23 protein-coding genes and 1 riboswitch are annotated in these 26439 nt (G+C 37.7%); of the genes, 12 read left to right on the top strand and 11 right to left on the bottom strand.

What is annotated here, in order from left to right:
* Nucleotide 1: 1 nt before the first annotated feature.
* Nucleotides 2–1834 (bottom strand): phosphomethylpyrimidine synthase ThiC, encoded by a 1833-nt coding sequence (gene thiC, locus C4F40_RS18285; RefSeq protein ID WP_196940853.1) that lies wholly within the window; start codon nt 1832–1834, stop codon nt 2–4.
* Between the two features lie 2 nt (nt 1835–1836).
* Nucleotides 1837–2040, bottom strand: a complete 204-nt coding sequence (gene thiS / locus C4F40_RS18280; RefSeq protein WP_196940852.1) for a sulfur carrier protein ThiS — start codon at nt 2038–2040, stop codon at nt 1837–1839.
* A 107-nt stretch (nt 2041–2147) separates the two neighbouring features.
* A riboswitch (TPP riboswitch) is annotated at nt 2148–2237 on the bottom strand.
* A gap of 177 nt (nt 2238–2414) precedes the next feature.
* Here thiS and C4F40_RS18275 point away from each other — a divergent pair.
* Both C4F40_RS18275 and C4F40_RS18270 read left to right on the top strand, forming a co-directional pair.
* A complete protein-coding gene (locus tag C4F40_RS18275; RefSeq protein WP_196940851.1) occupies nt 2415–3683 on the top strand; it encodes a mechanosensitive ion channel family protein in 1269 nt (422 codons plus the stop codon).
* A gap of 120 nt (nt 3684–3803) precedes the next feature.
* A complete protein-coding gene (locus C4F40_RS18270) occupies nt 3804–4304 on the top strand; it encodes a protease (protein WP_196940850.1) in 501 nt (166 codons plus the stop codon).
* Nucleotides 4305–4393: 89 nt separating this feature from the next.
* Here C4F40_RS18270 and C4F40_RS18265 read toward each other — a convergent pair whose 3' ends face one another.
* From C4F40_RS18265 to C4F40_RS18240, 6 genes are all read right to left on the bottom strand, one after another.
* Nucleotides 4394–5116, bottom strand: coding sequence for an SRPBCC family protein (locus tag C4F40_RS18265; protein ID WP_196940849.1), 723 nt, complete (start codon nt 5114–5116; stop codon nt 4394–4396).
* A 235-nt stretch (nt 5117–5351) separates the two neighbouring features.
* On the bottom strand, nt 5352–6671 hold the full coding sequence (gene rseP / locus C4F40_RS18260) for an RIP metalloprotease RseP (protein WP_196940848.1): 1320 nt from the start codon (nt 6669–6671) through the stop codon (nt 5352–5354).
* Between the two features lie 9 nt (nt 6672–6680).
* Nucleotides 6681–7847, bottom strand: a complete 1167-nt coding sequence (locus C4F40_RS18255) for a 1-deoxy-D-xylulose-5-phosphate reductoisomerase (protein WP_196940847.1) — start codon at nt 7845–7847, stop codon at nt 6681–6683.
* A 15-nt stretch (nt 7848–7862) separates the two neighbouring features.
* Nucleotides 7863–8651, bottom strand: coding sequence for a hypothetical protein (locus C4F40_RS18250; protein WP_196940846.1), 789 nt, complete (start codon nt 8649–8651; stop codon nt 7863–7865).
* A 151-nt stretch (nt 8652–8802) separates the two neighbouring features.
* Nucleotides 8803–10950: a S9 family peptidase gene (locus C4F40_RS18245; protein ID WP_196940845.1), complete on the bottom strand. Its 2148-nt coding sequence runs from the start codon at nt 10948–10950 to the stop codon at nt 8803–8805.
* A gap of 166 nt (nt 10951–11116) precedes the next feature.
* Nucleotides 11117–11455, bottom strand: a complete 339-nt coding sequence (locus tag C4F40_RS18240) for a DUF3276 family protein (RefSeq protein WP_196940844.1) — start codon at nt 11453–11455, stop codon at nt 11117–11119.
* Nucleotides 11456–11700: 245 nt separating this feature from the next.
* Between C4F40_RS18240 and C4F40_RS18235 the strand changes: the two genes are divergently transcribed.
* The 7 genes from C4F40_RS18235 to C4F40_RS18205 all read left to right on the top strand — a co-directional run bounded on the left by C4F40_RS18235 (nt 11701) and on the right by C4F40_RS18205 (nt 19442).
* Entirely contained in the window at nt 11701–12579 is an 879-nt protein-coding gene (locus C4F40_RS18235) for a LiaF transmembrane domain-containing protein (RefSeq protein WP_196940843.1), read from the top strand.
* Nucleotides 12580–12854: 275 nt separating this feature from the next.
* The gene (locus C4F40_RS18230) at nt 12855–13637 is read left to right on the top strand and encodes a sensor histidine kinase (protein WP_231390124.1); all 783 of its coding nucleotides are present in this window, start codon (nt 12855–12857) and stop codon (nt 13635–13637) included.
* The gene (locus tag C4F40_RS18225; protein WP_196940841.1) at nt 13630–14367 is read left to right on the top strand and encodes a LytR/AlgR family response regulator transcription factor; all 738 of its coding nucleotides are present in this window, start codon (nt 13630–13632) and stop codon (nt 14365–14367) included. Before C4F40_RS18230 ends, C4F40_RS18225 begins: the two co-directional genes overlap by 8 nt.
* 25 nt (nt 14368–14392) lie before the next feature.
* Nucleotides 14393–15823, top strand: a complete 1431-nt coding sequence (locus tag C4F40_RS18220) for a serine hydrolase domain-containing protein (protein WP_196940840.1) — start codon at nt 14393–14395, stop codon at nt 15821–15823.
* 140 nt (nt 15824–15963) lie between these two features.
* A complete protein-coding gene (purN, locus tag C4F40_RS18215) occupies nt 15964–16539 on the top strand; it encodes a phosphoribosylglycinamide formyltransferase (RefSeq protein ID WP_196940839.1) in 576 nt (191 codons plus the stop codon).
* Nucleotides 16540–16652: 113 nt separating this feature from the next.
* A complete protein-coding gene (gene purH, locus C4F40_RS18210) occupies nt 16653–18179 on the top strand; it encodes a bifunctional phosphoribosylaminoimidazolecarboxamide formyltransferase/IMP cyclohydrolase (protein ID WP_196940838.1) in 1527 nt (508 codons plus the stop codon).
* A gap of 189 nt (nt 18180–18368) precedes the next feature.
* Nucleotides 18369–19442 carry a fatty acid desaturase family protein gene (locus tag C4F40_RS18205; protein ID WP_196940837.1) on the top strand — a complete coding sequence of 358 codons (1074 nt, stop codon included), beginning with the start codon at nt 18369–18371 and terminating at the stop codon, nt 19440–19442.
* A gap of 93 nt (nt 19443–19535) precedes the next feature.
* Here the strand turns inward: C4F40_RS18205 and C4F40_RS18200 are convergent, their stop codons facing one another.
* Entirely contained in the window at nt 19536–19964 is a 429-nt protein-coding gene (locus tag C4F40_RS18200; protein ID WP_231390123.1) for a cold-shock protein, read from the bottom strand.
* 263 nt (nt 19965–20227) lie between these two features.
* Here C4F40_RS18200 and C4F40_RS18195 point away from each other — a divergent pair, with 263 nt between their 5' ends.
* Nucleotides 20228–20419 (top strand): cold-shock protein, encoded by a 192-nt coding sequence (locus C4F40_RS18195; protein WP_136821091.1) that lies wholly within the window; start codon nt 20228–20230, stop codon nt 20417–20419.
* Between the two features lie 622 nt (nt 20420–21041).
* Here the strand turns inward: C4F40_RS18195 and C4F40_RS18190 are convergent.
* Complete coding sequence (locus C4F40_RS18190; RefSeq protein WP_196940836.1) at nt 21042–22529, bottom strand: alanine/glycine:cation symporter family protein; 1488 nt, start codon at nt 22527–22529, stop codon at nt 21042–21044.
* Nucleotides 22530–22677: 148 nt separating this feature from the next.
* Between C4F40_RS18190 and C4F40_RS18185 the strand changes: the two genes are divergently transcribed.
* Nucleotides 22678–24309: an ABC-F family ATP-binding cassette domain-containing protein gene (locus tag C4F40_RS18185; RefSeq protein WP_196940835.1), complete on the top strand. Its 1632-nt coding sequence runs from the start codon at nt 22678–22680 to the stop codon at nt 24307–24309.
* Nucleotides 24310–24544: 235 nt separating this feature from the next.
* Nucleotides 24545–25078: a YceI family protein gene (locus C4F40_RS18180; protein WP_196940834.1), complete on the top strand. Its 534-nt coding sequence runs from the start codon at nt 24545–24547 to the stop codon at nt 25076–25078.
* Between the two features lie 26 nt (nt 25079–25104).
* Here C4F40_RS18180 and C4F40_RS18175 read toward each other — a convergent pair whose 3' ends face one another.
* Entirely contained in the window at nt 25105–26427 is a 1323-nt protein-coding gene (locus C4F40_RS18175) for a hypothetical protein (RefSeq protein WP_196940833.1), read from the bottom strand.
* Nucleotides 26428–26439 lie beyond the last annotated feature (12 nt).

Raw genomic sequence — 26439 nt, 5'->3', positions numbered from 1 at the left:
CTTATCCATAAATTTCGCTTCCCTGTTCCTTAAATGCGGAAGCCTTTTCGAACATACCTTCATCCGCTGCATCACGTATTTCCTGCGTAATTTTCATGGAGCAGAACTGAGGCCCGCACATGGAGCAAAAGTGTGCTATCTTAGCACCTTCAGCAGGAAGCGTCTCATCATGATAAGCGCGAGCCGTGTCGGGATCCAATGCCAAATTAAACTGGTCTTCCCATCTGAATTCAAATCGTGCTTTGCTCAAGGCATTATCTCTATGCTGCGATCCGGGATGTCCCTTTGCTAGATCTGCTGCATGTGCAGCTAATTTATAGGTAATCACACCGTCTTTCACATCGTCTTTATTTGGTAATCCCAAATGTTCTTTTGGAGTCACATAGCACAACATAGCTGTTCCAAACCAACCGATCATTGCTGCACCTATTGCCGAAGTGATATGATCATAACCGGGTGCTATATCTGTGGTCAACGGTCCCAATGTGTAGAAAGGAGCTTCTTGACAATCCTTCAACTGCTTCTCCATATTTTCCTTGATAAGATGCATCGGAACGTGTCCTGGCCCTTCCACCATCACCTGTATGTCGTGTTTCCAGGCAATTTTGGTTAATTCACCCAACGTTTCCAACTCCGCAAACTGTGCGGCATCATTCGCATCGGCTATGCTCCCAGGGCGTAACCCATCTCCCAATGAAAATGCCACATCATAGGCTTTCATAATTTCACAGATCTCCTCAAAATGGGTGTACAAAAAATTCTCCTTATGATGTGCCAAACACCATTTAGCCATAATACTGCCCCCTCTGGAAACGATCCCTGTTACGCGTCTCACGGTCAATGGGATATAGCGCAACAAGACACCTGCATGAATGGTAAAATATGACACGCCTTGTTCGGCCTGTTCAATAAGTGTATCCTTGAAAATTTCCCAAGTCAGATTTTCTGCTTTACCGTTTACCTTTTCCAGTGCTTGATAGATCGGAACGGTACCAATTGGAACTGGAGAATTGCGAAGAATCCATTCGCGCGTCTCGTGAATGTTTTGTCCAGTAGAAAGATCCATGATGGTATCGGCTCCCCAGCGACAGGCCCATACTGCCTTTTCAACTTCTTCCTCAATACTGGAAGTAACAGCACTATTCCCGATGTTGGCATTTACCTTCACCAAAAAATTGCGTCCGATGATCATCGGTTCGCTCTCTGGATGATTGATGTTATTCGGTAAAATTGCCCGTCCTGCAGCAATTTCATCCCGCACAAATTCAGGTGTTATCACCCCTTTAGGCGTGTTAGCTCCAAAGCTTTCTCCTCTATGCTGCTGCAACAGGTCTTTATCTTCTACGTACTGAATGCGCTGATTTTCGCGGATGGCGACATATTCCATTTCCTGAGTAACAATACCCTGCTTAGCATAATGTAATTGCGTTACATTCTTTCCACTTTTTGCCATAAGGGGTAGGTGTTGTATGGGAAAACGGATTGCATTGAGCTGTCTATCTACTAATCGCTCCTGTCCATAGACCGAACTGATCTGCGGCAGCTGCTCCACGTCATCCCGGTCAGCTATCCATTGCGTGCGAATGCGGGCAATACCCTCGTAGATATTTATGGCAGCTTGGTCGTCAGTATACACACCACTTGTATCGTATACGATCACGGAGGCATTTGGGGAAACCTCACCATTACTCATTTTCGTATCTGAGAGTACGATTTCCCGCATACCGACCCGAATATTTGATGTACTTCCTTCGATATAGATTTTACGTGAGCCAGAGATTGCTCCGGTTGTCAGCGCTCCTGATTGAGGTAGATTTTCTTTTTTCTTAGCCATTTCTATCCTCCTTGCGCAGCTTTAATTAATAAAATACGATCATTTTCCTGCAGCTTATAGCTAAAATGTTGCGACCTCGGAATGAGGTTGTCATTGACGGCAACACCTATCCCTTGGATAGCATCGCCTAATAGGGACTGCAGCAGCTCTGTAAGATAGCATGTGCTGTCCACTTCGTGAATCTTGTTGTTTACATTTACTTTCATTTCCTGAATTTCTAATTAAAATCTTCAGAAATGAACTTGAATGGAGAAGGTGTGTATGAGTTTAGAAAATAACCCTTGATCAGTACATTTATATCAAAACGTAAATTTTGATACACCTATCTTTTCCCTTCGCCGGTACTAACCGGATCAAGTTCTAAGGGTATAATCTCAGCACTAAGGCACCCCTAAAGATTTTGACCAAGTTCAGTGTTTTATTTATGTTTTCAAAATTTTATTAAAAAAATATTTTTAAACGTTTAAAAAGTGAATGTCAATGACGATTAAAATGGTAATTTGGAAAATTTAAATTTTAAGGTTGACATTCTATTTTATTTTTTGTATCCTACCGGTATATCAACTTTAAAAAATTGCATATGGATACAAATTTCACAGTTAACAACGTTAGTACATTTACTTATCACCTATTGATAAAATGGGGTGTTTCTGAAGACATTGCCACCCATCTCAATACGCTATTTTTATTAATTACAGCTGTTATAATTACTTATGCTGTTCAATATTTTGTGCGACGTACATTGCGTATCGCCCTAATTCGTATCACAAAAAGAAAAAGAGCTCCCTTCTTTCATTATCTTTTACAAAATAGATTTCCTCATTTCTTAGCACTCGTCGCCCCTTTAATCGTGATAAAATGGAGCATACCCATCATCTTTACCGATTTCCCCGCTGCGATAAAACCGTTAAATATTCTTTCGGATATATTTATGGTCTTTGTAGTGATATGGATGATAATGAGTTTATTCCGAGCTGGAGGAGATTCCCTACGGGTAAAATCTTCCTTCAAAGAAAAACCTATTGACAGCTACCTGCAAATTATTCGCATTATATTGTTTTTAATTGGGGCAGTTGTTATTTTTTCGACTTTAACAGGTAAATCTCCCGTTGCATTTTTCACGGCAATGGGTGCGTTGTCCGCTGTCCTTCTTTTAATGTTCAAGGATACCATTATGGGTTTCGTAGCCAGCATACAAGTTAGTTCAAATGATATGGTACGCATCGGGGACTGGATTACGATGCCTAAATACGGCGCAGACGGTGATGTAGTACAAATCAACCTGACGACTGTAAAGGTCCAAAATTTTGATAAGACAATTACCACCATTCCAACTTATTCACTGATATCAGATTCTTTTCAAAATTGGCGTGGCATGCAAGAGTTTGGCGGCAGAAGAATCAAACGGGCCCTTTATATTAGACAATCGAGTATACGATTCATAAAGCCGGAGGAGATAGACACATTCAAACAGATCCAATCTCTAAAAGGATACATTGAACACAGACAACGGGATATAGACAAAAGTAACGCAAGGAATACAGTCGATAAATCGCTTTTGATAAACGGTCGAAACCTTACAAACGCAGGCTTATTTCGAAAATATATTGACAACTATTTGGCAAGTCATTCCGGACTCAACAAAGGAATGACAATGATGGTCAGACAACTTGCTCCTACTGCAACAGGTTTACCCATTGAGATTTATTCTTTTGCGGGGACTACCAAATGGGTAGAATACGAACATATCATGTCCGATATTTTTGATCATATCATCGCCTCCGCTCCATATTTTGATCTACAAATTTATGAAATGGAAGGCGTGATACCAGCACCAGACGTGAGTTAGGCGCATATTAGATGTAATGAGTTAAAACGGACTTGATTTGTGCATCAACACGCTTACAATCGAAAAAATATAATTTATTAATGATATAAACAATGGCAATAAAATTGCAGTAACAAACATATGAACAAATTATTATTCTTCGCACCGGCAATATTATTGTCCATTGCATCCTCGTGTAATACTTCACAACGAAATACAGATCGTACGGATACGGTTAGCGAGCTTGCTGATACTTCCCTAGTCGCCAAACTGAATATGCCCCCCACGATTTCATTGGATCAGCCCATTGAGATGACATTTACTGTATATAATCCTACAGATCGCGTAAAGAGATTCTGTAAATGGCACACGCCGTTCGAAAAGCCATTCCTAAGCAAATACCTGGATGTTCTATCCAGTAATGGCGAAGAAGTTTCCTATTTAGGTGCTATGGCAAAACGGATAATGCCGCCCCCTGCTGAAAGTTACCTTTCGGTAAGACCGTTTGACAGTCTTGTCGTTACCGTCGATCTTACAAAAGGCTACGATCTCAAAAAACCGGATACATATTCTGTAAGATACAATTCGGAGAGCATCAGTGGATTAATGGTTCATGATAGCTTGAGATTTACTATCAAGTAGTTTGACGCACATCCAATTATTAATTGCTTCATATTGGCACAAGTGCCAATATGAAGCAATTAATAATAAAATAAATATCTAATGCACTTTTAATAAAACTCAATGGTGGTTAACTGCCCTGTTTCTATTAATTCCTTAAAGTTTCGCAAGTCGCTCTCTAAAAGCTTTTCAAAAGTCGGCGTAAATAAATTCGCCACACTTCTACCTATTTGGCCTGCTGGTGCATGATACGTAACTACCAAATTAATGACCGTTCCCACTCCAGAAACGACGTCAGAAAACTCTACTTTACCACTATTTTCAACTACCGAATTGGGTTGGGAATGCCAGCCGATAAGTTGATTCGGCTTATCTTTGATCAACACAGTATCCCAGCTGAGTATATCCGATCCCCAGGGTAACTCTAATTCCCAACGCGACATTGTATCATTTTTTTCTTCCACACGTTTAATATATTTCATAAAATTGGGAAGATTAGCTAGATAACGCCAATACGCATATACTTCTTCACGCGGTTTATTAACAATAATTTCTGATTGCACATTAACGGCCGTCGATTTATGATGTGAATCCGTACAATTCAATTTTTGAGATAATTTACATGTACCGGTTAAACCGCGATAAAGTAAATATGAGCCGGTTAGTAATTTTAATGGACGTTTTAATGGGTTCCTTTTTAATGATCTCACTGTTATCATTGTACCTAATACAACGGATAAAACACGTTCTGAAAAACTGAGCTTTTTGTCTTCCTGCAAAGATTCCAGATTATGTTTCCTAACATTGTCTTGATTAGTGATTATACTTTCCATTTATTTCAGTTTTAAAGCGTAGTGTACTAACTTATCCCTTCTATTATTACGCATATACGAAGCCAAAACAAGCTGTATAAATACTATTTTATAACCAAATAATACGCATTTTTTGCGACACACAGGAAGAATCAGCGGTTGCAAACTGCTTCTCGAAAGCGCTAGATCTCCAATAAACTAAAAAGAGCCTTTTTGGTTGAAAAGGCTCTTTTTAGTTTATTTTAAAATAGTGATACTACCATTTAATAATATCATTCCCTAAGGTAAATATCATCAGCGCTACTAATATAAAAAAACCAACCATCTGCGCACGTTCTAAGAATTTATCGCTTAATGGTTTGCCTTGAATCATCTCTACTAATAAGAAGATAACGTGCCCACCGTCCAACGCCGGGATCGGCAAAAAGTTCATAAATGCAAGGGCCATAGAAAGCATCCCCACTAAATTCCAAAAGCGGTACCAATCTACATCCGTTCCAAACATCTTTGCAATACCAACGGGTCCTGATAGGGCTTTATCGGCACGAACTTCGCCTTTAAATATTTTTCCGAAGCCTTTAATGTTGTCTGTGATAACGGAGAAAGCTTTCTTGGTTCCTACTGGCAGCGCTTGCATAAGACCGTATTCGGAAGTAATCAGTACCAACGATGGATCGGTTTTGATGCCGAATCCTAGCGTACCATCCGCAGCAACTTTACCATTCAAAGTTACTATCTGACCATTCCGCAACACGTCCAATGCAATCGATTTTTCAGCCTGATTCAAAATGGCTTCTTTAAACTGATCAAAATATACTATAGGTGTACCGTTAACACTGACGATACTATCGTTCTTTTGTAGTCCCATTTTCTCCGCCTCCGAAGCCCCTTGAATTTGATCGATTCCCATCATTTTAAAGCGAGGTTCAACAAATTCATTCGTTTTATGGTCGGCTACTTGATTTAAAATATCAGAGGGAACCTGAATTTCCTGTTCTGCATTGTTACGTTCGATAGTCAATACTGCATCGCCCATTAGTACTTCAGAGCTAAATAATTCCTTATAATTAACAACAGGTTTATTGTTAATTTCTATTATTTTATCTCCTGCCTGAAGTCCGATCTCTTTCCCGATTATTCCAGGTACAATACCATTTGTCAATTTAGAATTGTCTATATCAGTTTGCCCATATTTAAAGGTCAGCATCCAAAAAACAACAATCCCAACAATCACATTGACGATGATACCACCCAACATCACGATAAGGCGTTGCCAAGCTGGTTTCGAACGGAACTCCCAGGGTTTTGGTTCTTCTTGAAGCTGCGCAGTATCCATGGATTCGTCTACCATACCTGCAATCTTTACATAACCACCCAACGGCAACCACCCTATGCCATATTCACAACCTTTATAGGTGAATTTAAACAACTTAACTCCCCAGGCATCAAAAAACAAGTAGAATTTTTCTACTTTAATACCAAACATACGTGCGGCTAAAAAGTGGCCAAGTTCATGTAATATTATCAAAATTGACAAGGCTAATATTACCTGTCCAACCATTACGAAAGTTCCCATCTAAAATATTTACTTTTTACTCTTTAGTATTAAATCTCGTGCCACAATCCGACTTTCGGAATCATAGGCAATATAATCGTTCAAACGGAGCGCTGTATTATTTTTCACCTGACATAATGTCTCCTCTATTACGTCACTCATACCCAAAAATGAAATTTCGTGTTTCAAAAACGCATCCACCACCACTTCATTCGCAGCGTTCAAGACACAAGCTCTATTTCCCCCTTCTCGCAAGGCTTGGTAAGCCATCTTCAAATTTCTGAATGTTTCTAAATCAGGTTTTTCAAATGTCAATGACTCATACTCCATAAAATCAAAACGAGGAAACGAATTCGAAAAACGAGCAGGGTAAGTTAAAGCATACTGAATAGGTAGCTTCATGTCAGGTAATCCCATCTGTGCTTTCATTGACCCGTCCTGAAACTGTACAATCGAATGTATAATAGATTGCGGATGAACGATGACGTCTATTTTATCAGCCTCCAAATCAAATAACCATTTCGCTTCTATCACTTCAAGTCCCTTGTTCATCAATGATGCCGAATCAATTGTAATTTTAGCGCCCATTGACCAATTGGGATGCTTCAATGCCTGTTCAGGTGTTACATTTTCTAAAAAAGAACGATCTTTCCCACGGAAAGGGCCTCCTGAGGCCGTTAGATATATTTTCTCAATAGGGTTCAATCCTTCACCAACCAGACATTGAAAAATGGCAGAATGTTCGGAATCCACAGGGAGCAAATTAACGCCGTGTTTTTTCGCCAAATCTACCACCAATTCTCCGGCCACCACCAATGTTTCTTTATTGGCTAATGCGATATCCTTACCATGTCGAATAGCATTCATTGTCGGATGCAGTCCGGCTGAACCAACTACTGCATTTAGAACAACATCAATCTCTGCTAATTCGACTGCTGCTTCCAATGCCTCTTTTCCACAAAAAACTTCGATAGGCAGTCCCTTTAGAGATGTTTTTACATGGAGATAATGCGATTCGTTAACGATGACAACGGTTTTCGGTTTAAATTCTAACGCTTGCTCAATAAGCATCTCTGCATTGTTACTCGCTGTAAGCACAGTTACGGCAAATCGATTAGGAAAAGTACGGACGACATCAAGAGCTTGCGTCCCGACACTTCCGGTAGATCCCAGTATAGCTATTCTTTTTTTATCCAATGCTTTTATTCTCCTTTATAGTATATTTTTGAACAGCTCAGGATCATCACTCCCTTTATATTCTTCGGCCATATCCGTATAAGCAACAGCCATAGCCAAACTTACTAACGGAACTATTAAAAAAATACTGATTGCCATAAAAAATAAGGCGATCATATTATAACTAAGATTCAAAAGTACAAAAGATATAATAGACGTTAACGCCAAAAAGAAAAACAGCGTAACGATCTTGAAAAAATTACCTTTTGTAAATGCAACACTTAGTTTTACCGCCCTAAAGAAATTTAAATTTTTCTCCAATATAAAAAACGGAAAAAATGTTATTCTCAAAAGCAAAACAGTTACAATTATACCGGTCAAAACTGGAACAATCTCAAAGATGACGAAGTCCGTATCTAAGCCTAGATAAATCAAGGGAAAACAAATAATCCCCGATACCAGTGTCATAATACCAGTTAATAAGGAGCATAAAACCAATCCGAATAAAAAATTGACAAATTGCTTTGTTGAAGGAATATAACGCATCAATGAACTATGCTCTACGCCCTGCGAAAGTAATATTGCCCGTTTTATGAGCACCAATTGCAGTCCAAAAAACAAAATAATAGTCAGCAGCATTAAGGCAACTTTTGCTATCATATTTGACTCAAGGAAGTATACTGGGAAATATGCCGCCAACTGACTTATTACAAATAGAATAAAACACAGTCCGGCAATAGAAAAATAGTGCTTTTTTAAGATATCTAAAGCCCTAAAAATAACATCGTTTGCTTTAAAAGTACTTTCTTTAAGGAACTCTAACATGTTGCTAAATAATAGTGCAAAGATGATATAATTTTTGGAATACAACAATCTTAAAACAAAAAGTTTAGAAACTTCTAACCGATTGTTATGTCGGAATCGCAGCAGTATAAATCTCACGCACAGGTTGAATCGTTGAATTTTCAGACTTCTTTCATGATGAAGCCTGAAAATTCTCTTTAAATGTCGCTGGTACCGGCCTTTCCAATAGATACTGGTAGTAAAACCGCACCCTTTCATTAAAATCATATTTTGATTTAGAACGTGCAAATCCGTGTCGGCTACCCGGGTAGATCATCAACTCGAATGGTACAGCGCGATCGGTAAGCGCATCCACCAATTGAACGGTATTCTGCATATGCACATTATCATCCATATCACCATGCATAATGCGCAACCCACCTTTATATTTATTTACGTAAGTTAAGATAGAGCCGTTTTCATACCCTTTGGCGTTATCTTGTGGTGTATCCATCCATCTTTCGGTATAATGGGTATCGTATAATTCCCAGCTCGTAACCGGAGCTCCCGCAATACCATAGTCAAAATAATCTGCTCCTTTTGTCAATGCCAGACAAGTCATATATCCACCGTAACTATGTCCCGTAATCAATAGCTTATTTTTTGCAACCCAAGGTTTTGCTTTCAACCATTTTGCTACGGTAATGTAGTCTACCAGTTCCCAATTCCCTAGATTTCGGTGCATTAAAGCGACACCTTGTTTGCCGTAATGTCCCGATGCTCTATGATCACAGGTGATCTGAATAATCCCTTCACCAGCCCAATATTGATTAGATGTACCTTTCCAGGTATTCCGTACAGATCCCGCATCGGGGCCACCATAAATACTCATTACAACTGGATATTCGACCGTTTCGTCAAAGTCTGTCGGATAGGTGATGATTATCGGAAGATCAAACTTACCATCATCGGATTTAATGGTAAAATATTCTGTTTTTCCAATTTTATAATCATCGAAATCAGTAGATTTAGTATCATCCAGTTCTTTTAAGACCTTACCTTGATTATCCACTAAAGCGATCTTATGGGGCGTATTCACATTCGAATAGTTTGTGATAAAATATTTACCCCCTGGAGAAACCTTTACATCGTGTGTGAAATCACCAAAAGTCAATTTCCTTAAATTTTTACCAGAATAATCTACCCGGTACAAATCTACCGTTGCAGAATTTTCTTTCCGAGCTGTAAAATAAACGGCCTTATTCCTTTCGTCGATATATTGCAAAGAAGAAACTTGCCAATCTCCGCTGGTAATCGGATTCAATAATTTACCAGCTAATGTATAGAGATAGTAGTGCGCCCATCCTGTTTTGTCAGATTTAAGAATATAATGCTTGTTATCCGCTAAATAGGTTATTCGCTCATCATGATCCAAGTTGATCCAAGACGATTGCTCCTCATTATAAATTTCATTCTTTGTTCCGCTCAACGGATTTACAGCATAGAACTTCAAATTGGTCTGATCCCTATTCATCCATTGCACCATAATGGTCTGACTGTTAAAACTCCAGTAAGGCTGACCGAAGTATTGGTCTTCTTTTTCATTAAAATCTGCCCAAACTATTGGAGATCCCCCCACTTTCACAAATCCAATTTTCACCTCGGGATTATCCTGTCCTGCTTTGGGATAGCGAGTCTCTTCCAAATAACCGTTTTGACCTTTTGAAACATATATCGGAAACATCGGCACTTTCGTATCGTCGAATCGCATGAAAGCTATTTGCTTACTGTCTGGCGACCACCAAAAAGCTTTATAATTTGTAGAACGTCCTAAAATTTCTTCATAATATACCCATGATGACCAACCATTATAAATTACGTCTGTGCCATCTGTAGAATACTGCGTTTCTTTCGTACCGGAGACATCAATACTGAATAAATTACTATTACGTGTAAAGGCAATGTGTTTTCCATCCGGCGATAAAGTAGGATTCTGTTCTTCTAGATCAGGCGACTGCGTTATTCGTTGCGCCGCCTGTTGTCCAAATTGAACGTAAATATCATTTTCTTTGACAAACACCTTTACGTCTGAAGAATGGGCCGGCTCATAAGGACTCCGTGCACCAGTCTTTACGTTAACCTTATACGTCTTACGTTCATCTTTATCTATCTCTAGATAATGCTCAGTATCTGCCCAACCCACATATTGATTAACTGCCTTTGTAACAGTATAACCATTACCCCATGATTCATTAAAATTTAAACGCTTGATTTGTGCTTCTAGAGGCTGGACTGTTATAAATAACGTAGCAACAAAAAAGTTGCATATTAATTTTTTCATAAAATTGATCATAAGATATTGAGACGCGAAATTAGTAATTGTATTTCTATTACCACGTAACATGTTTACAATAAATTTTTTAGATATCAAACCGTAATGAAGGTAGTTAAGGTAAAAAAAAAAGCCACTCGAAAAGTGGCTCCATATCTGATTGAATGAAACTACATTAGAACGAAAAATCATCTTTCTCTGCTAATGCTCCATTACTTTCATAGGCAGAATCATCTTGACTAGGCTCATATCTCTTCTCAACCACTTCTTGATTAGATTTGATGTACGCTACTACGTCGGTTAGTCCTTCTGCAAATTTCTCAAAATCTTCTTTGTATAAGAAAATTTTGTGTTTAATAAACTGTCCATCCTCAAAACGTTTTTTACTTTCTGTGATTGTCACATAATAATCGTTTGATCGCGTCGCTTTTACATCAAAAAAATAAGTACGTTTACCCGCTCTCACCTTTTTTGAAAATACCTCTTCACGCTCTTTGTTTTCAAAATCTCCCATTAGTCTAGTAAGTATTTAAGTTTAAATCCTATATTTTATGTTATAAATATATAATATTTAATTTCAAACGCCCAAATTTTATCCAAAAAAAGTGTTTTTTTTATTTACATATTTTAAATACAAAAGAAGTGTGTTATTTTCACCGATGTTTTTAGGTCATTTACCGAAGTATAAATGAGGTATACCTAAATGCTATTAGTCATATCTGTAGCTATTTCTACATTTGGACTATAAACAACGAACAAATGAAAACAAAGAGAAATTATCAAACACCTCCTCCCCCTCCAAATAATAGCAAAAGTGCGACCATTGTGGGGGCCTTCATCGTGTTATTTGGTGCATTTTTATTATTGAAGAACTTGAATTTAGGTTTTTTTATCCCTTCCTGGTTGTTCGGGTTCCATTCGATATTAATTATAGTTGGACTTGTAATAGGTATTAATTCAAAATTTGAAAAGAAATCATCGTATATATTGATCACTATCGGGGTCATTTTCTTATTGAAAAATTGGATGGATTTCTCAACGGGGAAGGTGCTTATACCACTACTGGCGATCGTATTGGGGATTTATTTGATCCAACGAAACAGAAAACTGCCATCTGTACCAGATGGTTCTGTAACTCCGCCACCACCTTCCGCTTCACCCTTCAGGGATGAATTCGACTGGGATAAAAGGGTTGATGAGAGCGATCCGATAAACGTTAATAATCGCGATCAAACAACGGATTCAAACCCTTTTACTCATACCAATGAGCAAAAAGGGTATTCGAATAATAGATATGCAGAAAATTATCTTAAAGTAGATTCCATATTTGGAAGTTCGAAAAAAATTATTCTATCGAAAAACTTCTTAGGGGGAAGCATGACCAATATATTTGGCAGCACAGAAATAAATTTACTTCAGGCTGATCTTAACCAACCGGTAGTCATCGATGTTTTTCAACTGTTTGGAAGCACCAAAATTATTGTTCCACCACACTGGATGGTTTCGGTAAGTATTTCGTCAATTTTAAGTGAAAACGACGACCGCCGGGTCATTATAAGCCATCCATTTGATGAAAATAAAAACTTGTATATCACCGGAACATCGATACTAGGAAACGTAACAATAAAAAACAGTTAATACGCAAAATGTCAAATTCTACTGAGGTATTAAAAATAAATAAAAAGCGCCTTATCCATTTGAGTTCATGGATAATTTTTGTGCTATACTTCGTTGTTTCTTATATGTTACTTTGGCTAGAGCACCGGTCCAAAGAGATAACCATTTATGAGCCGCTTTTTGGTGCTTTATGCATAACAATTTGTTCATACCTCATATTCAGTTCGTTACAATTCTATTTACCTCGAAAGAATCAATACCTCAAAATACTATTCATCTGTTTGTTTTTGACGGTAATGAGTGTTTTTCTGCCCCTGTATCTTATCAATCAAATCTCAGATACGTTTTCCATAGCACATTACTATAAGATACTTCCCTACCGTACAATTATCAATTTTTTACTTTTATTCTGTATTCTGATAATCAACATCACTTGGAACATACAAGAAGAATATGAAGAAAATAAAACGCGTAAAGAAGAATCTGAGCGTCTGGTACGTGAAGCGGAGCTTTACAACCTTCGCCAACAATTACAACCTCATTTTTTGTTTAATAGCTTAAATTCAATTATTGCATTGATTGGTGCAAAACCAGATATGGCGAAGAAAATGACTTTTCAGTTGTCGGATTTCCTAAGAGGCACTATGCGAAAAGACGACAAACAACTTATTTCCCTTTCGGATGAAATCAAACACCTTGAACTCTATCTTGAAATTGAAAAGGTTAGATTTGGCCATAGATTGAATACAGCTTTACACTATGACGACGAGGTATTGCAGGCAAGAGTGCCTAGCATGATCGTCCAACCCCTCATGGAAAATGCGATTAAACATGGCTTGTATAATGTAACGGGCGATGTATTAATAGAAACTCACATTGTACTGGAAAATAATATCTTGACCATTGGCATCTCAAACCCTTTTGAAGCTGATCAGTACCAAAATAAAAAAGGGAATGGTTTCGGACTAACCAGTATACACAGAAGATTATTTTTAATTTACGGTCGTACAGACCTTTTGAGTATCAGTAAAACAGAAACTAAATTTATTGCCCGTATAAAAATCCCTCAAAATGATTAAAGTAATAATAATAGACGATGAGCCTCTTGCTCGGATGATCATCCGCGATTATTTAGAACAAGAAAGTGATATAGAAGTCATCATGGAATGTGGCGACGGCTTTGAAGGGGCCAAAGCCATTCAGCAACACAAACCCGATCTGATATTTCTAGACATTCAAATGCCAAAATTAACAGGGTTCGAAATGCTTGAGATTATTGACGAGCTTCCACATGTTATATTTACGACAGCTTTTGAGGAGTTTGCGATACGCGCTTTTGAAAAGAGTGCCGTAGACTATCTCCTGAAACCCATTAATCAGGAGCGTTTTTCAAAGGCCTTAGAAAAGCTCAGGAATATCCATGGCAACCAGCAACCAAAACAAAGCCTTCAACAATTAAAGACAGATATTGAAGAAGAGACTTTGGAACGAATCGTTGTAAAAAACGGAACTCAGATTAAACTGATTCCAACGCAGCAGATTATCTTTTTAGAAGCTTATGATGATTATGTTAAAATCCATACGCAAAATGGTATGTTCCTCAAAAACAAAACCATGTCATCTTTTGAAAAACAATTAGATAGTAAGCAATTTGTACGTGTACACCGATCATTTATCATAAAAGTAGACCAGCTTGCTAAAATAGAACCTATGGAAAAAGAAAGCTATCGCGGGATATTGCTGAACGGCGAAAAAGTAAGCATTTCCAAATCTGGATATGCGCGACTAAAACGAACGATTGGTTTATAGTACATTGTTTTTGTACTTTTGTATTATGAAACGAATAGTCAGTACACTGCTGTGTATAGTGGGATTTACTATATTAATAAAAGCGCAATCGATCGAAGAGAGACAGAACAGAGCCGTTTACAATCAAATTGAATATTTATTCAATACAAAGCAAATGGACTCCATCTATAATATGGCCGACGAAAATTTTAAAAAGACCATATCTTCTGTTCAGTTAAATGGGATATTAAACCAATTATATTCGTTAGGTACAATAAAAAATGCAACCCCTAAAAAATATAAAAATGGTATAGCGGGTTATAAAATAGAGATTGGAGACCAAGAATTACTGTTCATATTGGGTGTAGATAGCAATTTCAACTATCACACGCTCGCTTTTCAGCCTTATGAAGAAAAAGTAGAAGAAAAAAAAGAACAGGTAATATCCAAAGTGGAGGTGCTAAATCCGTTGGATATTTTTATCGACTCTGTAGCGCGTACATACATCCAAAAAAGAAATGCGCAGTCGTTGGCCATTGGCGTAATTCATAAAAGCAGGGTAAGCACATTTTTTTACGGTGAAACTGAAAAAGATAATAATACGCTCCCTACTGCGACCACCTTATATGAACTGGGATCGATTACGAAAACTTTTACCGCTACGCTCCTAGCTGATTTGGTAGAAAAGAATGTGATCGGTCTGGATGATAGTATCGCTAAATTTTTGCCCGATTCAGTAAGGTCTAATACCGACATCCAAAAAATAACCTTTAAATCGCTAGCAAATCATACCTCCGGATTGCCGCGTATGGCTTTAAACTGGAATACAAGCAGCAAATTAGTAGAAAATGATCCCTATGCACATTATGATCAGGCCGAGTTATTCAGTTTCCTGAAAAATTTTAAAGCGACCAAAGAAGTTGGCGAAGAATACGAGTACAGCAACGTTGGGTATGGCTTATTAGGTGAGTTAATTTCTATTATTACCAAAAAAACGTATGCACAAAATATCGAAGAGATTATCACTAAGCCGTTAAATATGATAAACACGGTAGAAAAGGCGGATAGCAAAGCGCAACAGCTTGCCAAGGTATACAATGTAAAAGGAGATTCCGTGCCTACATGGAACTTTATTTCTCTTGCGGCAGCTGGTTCTTTAAAATCGACAATTCAGGATATGTTGTTGTATGTCCGATCTCAATTCAAAATGCCTCTATCCCCATTGGAAAAAGCAATGGCCTTGACCAAACAATTCACATTTTTCATACCGCCAAATACCGATATTGGGCTTGCCTGGCATATGTCTATGGTAGACGATATCATTTATTACAATCATAACGGGGGAACCGCGGGGAGCAGCTCCTTTATTGGCATTGCTCCCGATGCCAAGTCGGCTGTAATTGTTCTGTCAAATTCGGCGGCCCCGGTGGAGGTTATCAGTGAAGAAATACTAAAAAAGTTAATTTTAACTGATTAATCGCTATCCATTTAGGAATAAATTACGAATTGTGTTTCTTTTCCAACATATCTGCACTCACTGTGTTAGGCTTGCGAATGCAAAGCATTTTATCTAAGTTTGGTCAGGAAAGTTTTAATCTGAATAAAATCGAATAACGAGTGAAAAAACGTATAGCTATTTTTGCTTCCGGTTCCGGATCCAATGCACAAAAAATAATGGAACATTTCAAGTATTCCCATGAAGTGGAAGTGGCTCTGATATTAAGCAACAATCCCGACGCCTATGTACTGCAGCGCGCTGATAATTTCGAGATTCCCTCACATGTTTTTGACAAGAACGATTTTTATCAAACAACTGAGATCGTAGATCTTTTAAAGCGATTAGATATTGATCTCGTTGTATTAGCGGGCTTTTTATGGTTGATACCGCAAAACTTATTGAAGGCTTTTCCCAATAAGATTATTAACATACATCCGGCACTTCTTCCTAAGCATGGCGGCAAAGGCATGTACGGCGACCGCGTACATCAGGCTGTCCTCAATGCAGGAGACGACGAACACGGAATCACTATCCATTTTGTAAATGAAAATTTTGATGAAGGCGAAGTGATTTATCAAGCTCGATTTAAAGTTGAACCGGATGACACATTAGAAGTGATAAAATTTAACGGCCAACAACTAGAGCATTTACACTATCCCAAAGTGATCGAAAATCTATTGAAGAAGTACGGTTAGTTATTCTACTAAATATGGTTGGGTATTCGAATCAGTTAATTATTAATTTGATTGAGAAAATGCAGTACAGGTTGCGTGAATTTTAGTATCTTTGCGGCTCCAAATAAAGAATAATGAATCATCCTGTTAAGATTAAAAATGCACTGGTTTCTGTTTACTATAAAGACAACCTTGCCCCTCTTATTCAACTTCTAAATAAATACGGAGTTACTTTCTACTCGACAGGCGGTACGGAAGCCTTCATCCGTGATTTAGATATCGACGTAGTACGTGTTGAAGATCTAACGAGCTATCCCTCTATTTTAGGTGGGCGGGTCAAAACGCTGCATCCAAAGATATTTGGCGGTATCCTTTCCCGCCGTCCACTAGAAAGTGACCAACAACAATTAGCGCAATATGAAATTCCGGAAATTGACTTGGTTATCGTAGATCTATACCCATTTGAAGCAACAGTGGCTTCCGGAGCTTCCGAACAAGATATTATTGAAAAAATCGATATAGGTGGCATTTCGCTAATCCGTGCCGCGGCAAAAAATTTCAACGATGTTGTCATCATTTCTTCGAAGACAGATTACACCGAGTTAGAACAAATTTTGGCATCTCAAGACGGTGTAACCACACTGGAACAACGTAAGTCTTTTGCCAAGCGGGCTTTCAATACCTCTTCTCATTACGATACTGCTATCTTTAACTATTTCAACCAAGAAGAGCCATTAACCGTCTTTAAACAATCCCAACAAAAATCGCAGGTATTACGCTATGGAGAAAATCCACATCAAAAGGGAGTTTTCTTTGGGGATCTAGATGCCATGTTTGATAAATTAAACGGGAAAGAATTATCATACAACAATTTAGTAGATGTAGACGCAGCAGTCGCTATCATAGATGAATTTGAAGAGCCCACATTTGCGATCTTAAAACACACCAATGCCTGTGGTGTAGCTTCTCGCCCAACTGTAAAGCAAGCATGGATAGATGCACTAGCATGTGATCCTGTATCCGCTTTTGGAGGCGTATTAATTACAAATCAGGAATTAGATGCCGAGACTGCTGAGGAAATCAACAAATTATTTTTCGAAGTATTGATTGCTCCGTCATATAGCGAGCAAGCTAAATCAATACTTACTGCTAAAAAAAATAGAATCATCTTGGTCCGAAAAGAAGTTAATCTACCTGCGGATCAATTCAAGACATTATTGAATGGCGTAATTCTCCAAGATAAAGATCATACGGTGGAAGGACCAGAATTGATGACAGCGGTAACGGATATAAAACCGACCGCAGAGCAGCTGGAAGATCTTTATTTTGCCAATAAAATTGTAAAACACACAAAATCAAATACGATTGTGTTTGCGAAAAGCGGAACATTGATTGCCTCCGGAGTAGGTCAAACTTCCAGGGTGGATGCCTTGAAACAAGCCATTGAAAAAGCACATGCATTTGGTTTTGACTTAAAAGGGAGTGCGATGGCTTCCGACGCTTTCTTCCCCTTTCCAGACTGTGTAGAAATTGCAGGCGAAGCTGGAATAGCGGCGGTGTTACAACCGGGCGGTTCCATTAAAGATCAATTGTCTATAGATATGGCCAATGAAAAAGGATTAGCGATGGTCATTACTGGCGTACGGCACTTTAAACATTAAAATTTAATAGTGCGAAATAAAAAAGGAATTTTGAAGATTTAAGTTCCTTTTTTTATTTAACTAAACTTAACATCCTTGCTCTCAATAATATTCCCTATCTTTAAAACAGAATAACGTTACTTATATTCGATTTATAGATAAATAATAAAAATTAAACCCACTCCTAGTAACAGAGTATTACAACTCTTAATGAAATCGACAATTAAATTCAACAACGCCAACACATTATTTTCCAAAGCGCTAAAGGAGAAAATAAATACATATTTTAAAAATAACAATCTCAATAAAACTGGGGGTCGTAAAATTTTGGCTAAAGGAATTATTCTTTTCGCTAGCTTTTTAGGGATTTACAGTACATTGCTCTTAGTACAGCCACATTGGGCGATCGGCATTATTCTATGTGCTTTATTTGGCGCAAATCTTGCCGCAATTGGCTTTAATGTAATGCACGACGCAGGTCACGATACGTTTTCTAAAAACAAGAAGTTCAACAACATTCTGTCTTATAGCGCCAACTTGATGGGTGCAAATATCTATTTTTGGAAATTAAAGCACAACATAGCACATCATACCTTCACAAATATCGAAGGTGAAGACCATGATATAGATGTTAAATTCATGCGTTTACATAAAGAACAAAAGTATCAGAAACATCATAAATTTCAACAATATTATTTCCTCGCACTCTATGGTATCTCCTATCTTGCCTGGATTTTCTATCAAGATTATGAAAAGTACTTTAAAGCCGCACTAGGAAAGAATAATAATGCTTTCAGTTTTCCGGTACGTGAAAAAGTTATTTTTTGGATAAGCAAAGCTATTAATCTGATTCTATTCATTATTTTGCCTATCATTTTTGTAGGTCCGATTAAGACACTAATTGGTTTATTAATTGTAGGTGTAGTCTGCGGGCTGATGTTAGCTATTGTATTCCAACTGGCGCATGTGGTTTCCGAAACAAGCTTTAATATCGTAGAAGATGATAATCGGAAAATAGAAAATGAATGGATGATTCACCAATTGAATTCTACCGCAAACTTTGCTACGAAAAACAAGTTTTTGACTTGGTTATTAGGAGGATTAAATTTTCAGGTTGAACATCACTTATTTCCAAAAATAAGCCATATCCACTATCCAGCGATCAACAAGATTATTCGTCAGACCTGTGTGGAGTACAAAATTAACTATATCGAGTTCCCAACATTTGCAAAAGCCTTCAATTCACATGTCAATGTAATAAAGGAAATGGCCTCGAATAAATAACAAAAGGAAAGAATCATATAAAAACAAGGAAGCCAGTCTATAAATGTAGACTGGCTTCCTTGTTTTTATATGATAGTAGGCAAATCAAAATAATTACGGTTCCAAAATAACTTCTGAGACCTGATTTCCTTGTTTAGAACTTCTATATTTATACTTGACCTTTTGATCAATTTTCAGTACAAATCCAACTAAATTGTCATTAAAATATACTGTTTGTCTTGATAGATTATCGCGAATAAACCCATAATGTCCTTGATCATTATAATACGATACTTTTCCGTAATTGTATTCGTCTTCTACTTCTGGTCGTAACAAATCTTCTTCTTTAAATTCGTATTTCTTTAAAGGAGGGGTATCTGATATATTACCATACTCGTCAACATACGCAAACATTTCTTCAAAGGACTTTCCTTTGTCGTTATTTTGTTTGTTGAACTCTTTTTTCTCTTGCTTGTGTTGCTTTTTTAATTGCTTTTTCTTTGCTTGTTCTTTTTTTCTGAATGTAATTTGGCTTTGCCCCATTAAACGTGTATAATGTAAATGAATAAATTAAAATATGTCTTAGCGACCAACGGGCTTTATGAAACTTGTTGAAAGACAGTTAAAGCGAGGTGATGTATAAGGCTTTCATACAAAGATACGAAATGAAATTGAAAAATCGAAATTTTGCGCTCTTATGATGGTAGAATCTAAAAGTTTTGTCATATGAAAATACTTTTAACATGAAAAGAGCGGATTACGAATAATTATACCTATCCTTGCCTTAATACTAATAAAAAAATATAATGAATACAGGAACTGTAAAGTTTTTTAATGAAACTAAAGGATTTGGTTTTATTACTCCAGAAAATGGTGGCGCTGACGTGTTTGTACACACTTCAGGATTAAAAAACCAAGTTAGAGAAGGTGATACCGTAACTTACGAAGTTGAGCGTACGCCTAAAGGTCTAAATGCTATTAATGTGAAATTGAGCTAATCGAATTTATATTTAATACTAAAAGCAACGGCTACCTATACGGGTAGCCGTTGTTATTTTGTATCATTTTTACCTTTCTAAGCACTCTCCTTTGGATACATTGTGTTCAAAATAGTATCAACAAAAACTGCAACGCAGTTTTATTGTTTTATATTAAATCGCAATCCCACTCGTTAATCTACTACAACAAACTTCTAAGTTGACGGACATCATACGAGAAATGTTTTGTCTTGATTTTAATCCATCAGACTTGAATGATCTTCTCAAAAAAATATGCCCTCCGTAATCAACAGGTGATTTTTGTATATCTTAAAGAAAAAAAATGTCTTTTAAAAACAAAGTAACATTAAATTTACTATAAAAAGGGCGTTTTTTTGTTTAAGGCACGTCATTTGTGTTGGTGTTACTTAAAACAAACTCAACAATTAAAAGAATTATGAGAAGAACACCTTACACCACTTTTCTTGTCTTGCTGGTCATAACCTTTGTTCTGATTTTCGCAACGACGTGCGCTGGGGCTTTTTAACACTTGTATTGCGCACCACCTATCATTTCAATCACACTGATTTTCGGAACTAACATACGGATAATATAAAACCGTTTGTATTATCCATATGTTAGTTTATTGTCCGCGGTTTTCCCAGAAATCAGCATTCTTTATGCCGAGCTCCTTAGGATTAAAATCTGGGTTCAACATTCCCATTTTGCGCTTGGTCACATAATCATTCCACACTTTCATTGCAGTTTTGCTCATTAACAGTATTGCAATTAGATTGACCCATGCCATTAGACCAACGCCGATATCTCCGAGATCCCAAGCCAAATTTGCACTTCTAACAGTGCCAAAGTAAGTTGCAGCTAAAAATAAAACACGAAGTGCCCAAATAAAAATTTTCGCACGTGCACCCTTAAATATATACGCAACATTTGTTTCCGCATAGTAATAATAGGCCATGATAGTGGTAAAAGCAAAGAAAAACAGCGCTAAAGCCACAAATTGATTTCCGATAGTCGGAAAGTGATGTGATACAGCTGCCTGCGTAAATCCGTCTGGATTTACCCCCGGAATATTGTTAACGATGTAAGCTGTCGCATTCCCTGCGCTATCAAATGTCCCCCCCACATTATACATCCCTGTAAACAAAATCATCAGCGCAGTGGCTGTACATACGAATAATGTATCTACATAGACGGAAAAGGCTTGAACCAACCCCTGTTGGGCAGGATGCTTCACTGCCGCCGCTGCTGCCGCGTGAGGTGCTGTACCTTGACCCGCTTCATTAGAATATATACCTCTTTTCACTCCCCAAGCAATAGCCATTCCCATAATACCACCAAATGTAGCATCTACACTAAACGCCGAGCTAAAGATCAGTCGAAAAACAGCCGGAACCTGCGCAATATTGATGGTAATAATCACAATCGCCATCAATATATAGGCACCTGCCATGAAGGGTACAATAAATTCTGATGCTTGTCCCAACCGTTTTACCCCTCCTATAATAATCACCGCCAACAACGCAACGATTCCCAGACCTACCCAACTTAAGGTAAATTCAATATTTCCAATTTCCAAAATTGGATTCGCGAGATTGAATGCATTAGAAAGGGTACTGCTTATTGCATTACTCTGTACCCCTGGCAATAATAACCCAGTACTGATAATTGTTACTATTGCAAAAATAACGGCATACCATTTCACACCCAATCCCTTTTCGATATAGTAAGCAGGTCCTCCTCTAAATTCCTCGCCATCTTTCTGCTTATAAACCTGAGCAAGTGCAGACTCTACATAAGCAGATGCAGACCCGAAGAAAGCAATGGTCCACATCCAAAATACAGCACCTGGTCCCCCCATAAAAATTGCTGTAGCCACACCCACAATATTCCCAGTTCCTACCCTTCCAGAAATAGCTAAGGCAAATGCCTGGAAAGAAGAGATACCTTTATCAGATACTTTTTTTGCAAACAGCAGTCTAAGCATGTCCCGTAAATAGGTAACTTGTAGAAACCTCGTACGTATAGAAAAATATACACCAGTGAATAAGCATAGAAAGATAAAAACATCACTCCACACCAAATTTGAAATCGATTTAACAATATTTTCCATTATTTCGGTTATATATCAAGTAGAATTACATAATTACTGTAAAGAAACTGTTTTTTTAACGTAAATCATAAATAATAATTAGAGCATCTCTACAAGCAAACGATTTGCTATCGTTCCATAATTAGAGAATAAAGCTTATCTTTGCAACATGATTAATGTATCTAATTTATCGCTTCGCTTCGGCAAACGTGTGCTATTCGAAGACGTAAACTTAAAATTTACTACAGGAAATTGTTATGGTATTATCGGTGCAAATGGAGCTGGAAAATCTACATTCCTAAAAATTATATCCGGCGAAGTAGATCCCAGCACGGGATCGGTTGCTTTCACTCCTGGTGAACGTATGTCTGTGCTTAACCAAAATCACTATCAATTTGATGAATTCTCGGTTATTGAAACCGTAATGATGGGAAATCAGGAGTTATATAAGGTGATGAAAGAAAAAGACGCCATCTACATGAAAGAGGACTTCTCTGATGCAGATGGCGAACGCGCTGGAGAACTAGAGAGCTTGTTTGCCGAAATGGATGGATGGAACGCCGAAAGTAATGCTGCTACCCTTTTAAGTAATTTAGGAATTAAAGAGGGTCTCCACTACAAATTGGTGAAGGAATTAGACGGTAACGAAAAAGTTCGTGTTTTATTAGCGCAGGCTTTGTTTGGAAAACCAGATATCTTAATTTTGGATGAGCCGACCAACGATTTGGACATTAATACCATTGCTTGGTTAGAGGATTTTTTAGCGAGCTATGAGGCAATCGTTCTTGTTGTGTCCCATGATCGTCACTTCTTAGATGCAGTATGTACACATATCGTCGATATTGATTTTAGCAAAATGTCGATCTACTCGGGTAACTACACATTCTGGTATGAATCTTCTCAGTTAGCCCTGAAACAACGTACGGATCAGAATAAGAAAATGGAGGATAAGGTCAAAGAACTACAAGAATTTATTCGTCGTTTTTCGGCCAATGCTTCTAAATCGAAACAAGCCACTTCACGTAAGAAAGCATTAGATAAGATTAACATCGATGACATCAAACCTTCCAATAGGAAGTATCCAGCGATTATGTTTAACACCATGGATCGAGATCCGGGGGATCAAATTTTACAAGTTGTAGGGTTGGGTAAAACTATAAATGGCGAAGTCTATTTCAAGGACATTAGTTTTATGGTCAATAAAGGCGATAAAATTGCTGTTCTTTCAGAAAATTCACTTGTTACTTCTGCTTTTTACGATATACTTGCCGGCCGCGACCAAGATTATAAAGGAGAGTTTAAATGGGGTATAACCATTACGCCCGCAGATATGCCCATCGAAAATGCGAGCTTTTTTGATGGGAAAACGGATAATTTAATCGATTGGCTGCGTGATTACACGACTAAACCAGATGCTGATGAGCAATTTATCCGCGGGTTTTTGGGCAAAATGTTATTTTCGGGTGAAGAAGTACTGAAAAAATGTTCGGTATTATCCGGAGGCGAAAAAATGCGTTGCATGTTTTCGAGAATGATGCTACAAGGAGCAAATTTCTTGTTATTTGATGAGCCTACCAATCACTTGGATTTGGAATCCATCACCGCTCTAAATAATGGCATGAAAGATTTTAAAGGATCGATGTTATTTACTTCTCGTGACCACGAATTAACAGAAACAGTAGCAAACCGTATTATCGAACTAACTCCAAACGGCATCATCGATAAGCTGATGACCTACGACGAATATATCAATTCTGACGTGGTAAAAGCGCAACGCGAAGAATTATATGCAAAAAAATAGTTTTAGTTAACGAGTTCGATTAGGTAAAAATGACAAAAGCCTCGCTGAAAAGATCCCAGTGAGGCTTTCTTGCAAATAGATCAAGCGTATATACCATTAAAACTTGCGAAAGAACGATTAACTATCTAATTGTTAAGCTCGTATTTTAGTTTTTGGTCATGTTCATACAACTAGTTAGTGAATTAAATTTATATTTGTTACAGCTTAATAGCGCTAAAAACAAAAGAACAGAAAGATGAAAACAACCAAACGCCTCACCTTCGGTGTACTACTCTTTATCCTCAGTACTTCGGCCATGTATTCCATCATCGGTTGGAAAATCAACGAAAACGACTACATCATCAAATTTGAAACGAAAAAAGCAAGTGGAACTATCGGCGGATTAAAGGGAGCACTTCATTTTGATCCAGATAATCTTGGTGGAGCCGATATGGACCTCAGCGTTGATGTCAACACGTTGAATCTTGGAAACGATCTAAAAACTAAACATGCCAAAGCAGATGATTTCTTCGATGTGGAACAATACCCTACTATTTATTTCAAATCGACCGAATTCAAAAAAGTGACTGATGGCTATGAAGTCAGCGGTAATCTAACCATCAAATCCACGACAAAACCTATAAGTATATTATTCACTTTTGACGCTAACGCATCTACGCCTATTTTTTTAGGTGATTTTGAACTAAACAGATTAGATTATGGATTGACGGGCAAAAGTAGTGTCGGTGAAATTTTAAAGATCAACATAAAAGTACCTGTTAGTAAATAGTTCATTTCTTAACAGGTACTAAGTGTTTATCTCATCAATTGATACAAACTATGTATCTTTGATTGCGTGAAGACAATCTCGCCCGATATAGAAGATACATGAGGTGCTACATACGTAGCACCCAATTCTATTTTCTGAATATGCTCCAGTATAGAAAGCCAGTCCAAAAGCAGTTTTTCATCTTTCATATTCTGCATCACAAAGGAAAAATAAGTATCATTATCCATTAATTGCTCGTCTAATTCGAAGTCTGTAGATGTGGCAAGTCCGATCATATCCAGTTTTGTTTTTTTTGTGAATTTATAAAAAATCTTTTCAGGTATATAACCAGCTAAATGAGGAGAGGCCTTAACCGTGATTTGTAGATTTGGCACCCATTCTTCCCTTAATTCTTTTTTCTCACTCATCTCAAAATTTTCGTCCATTTCGTAGGCAATTATGGTATCCGTTTGTGCCACATTACCTTGTTTCCATTGTATATCTATATATCCGCCGAAATAACGTCGCAAAGTATCAACTGGAATTCTGAGATTTGCCAAGGTCGATTCGTATTTTTGCATGAGTGGACTTAAATCTGCGTCTAGTGTCACATTCAAGATATTACTTTCGTGCAGGATACCTTTTCTCGCTTTGGGATTAGCTTTCCACAATGTGGAATAAAGCACTCCTTCCGCCTGCATTCTTCCGTTCTCAAAATCAATCTTTAACATGGTGCCATCATGGAGATTAGCATATAGTATATCCGATTTGGTTTCGAGGAAATCCGTGCTAGCAATAGCACCGATCTGCACTAAATCCCCATTATCATTTGTCAGTAGATGCTCCATACGTTCTCTTCGATCACTTGAACTAACGCCGACGGAAAGAATAAAATTGTGTTCATCGCTGAGCAACGCGATCCTTTTATTTTTGGACACCAAATACAACAGGTCGGTCGGGTCGAGAAGCGAATCCACATTAATGTCCAGAGTTTGGAGCGCAAACTTGCGAAAACGTTCAACATCGCTTATTTTCTGCAGGCTATAAAATACAGCAGAGTCTTCAGGAGTCGAGAAAAATATAAGTCGCGCTGGTACAGTCCATCCTGCCTGCCAGATCTTAATCCGCTCTGTCGCCCCATCTCCCATTCGCTCCGAGGTATCTTTTTCAAAATACGTAAAAGGGTGCATTATGGCATTTGTAGCTATTTCTCTCAACAATTGATCGACAGATACCTGAATCAGCACGTCGCTATCTTTATGCACCTCTACATCCAACGACTCTGTTGCACGCACACTAAAAAAAATCCAAACCCCTCCAATGAGAAGAAGTATAACAATTAGGAGCCCAAAGAAAAATTTCCGCATCATACTTTCCTTAGT

It is taken from the genome of Sphingobacterium pedocola, from assembly GCF_015209965.1.
Taxonomy (GTDB): domain Bacteria; phylum Bacteroidota; class Bacteroidia; order Sphingobacteriales; family Sphingobacteriaceae; genus Sphingobacterium; species Sphingobacterium pedocola.
Note: the sequence above shows the minus strand (reverse complement) of the source record. Positions and strands in the feature narration are given on the sequence as shown.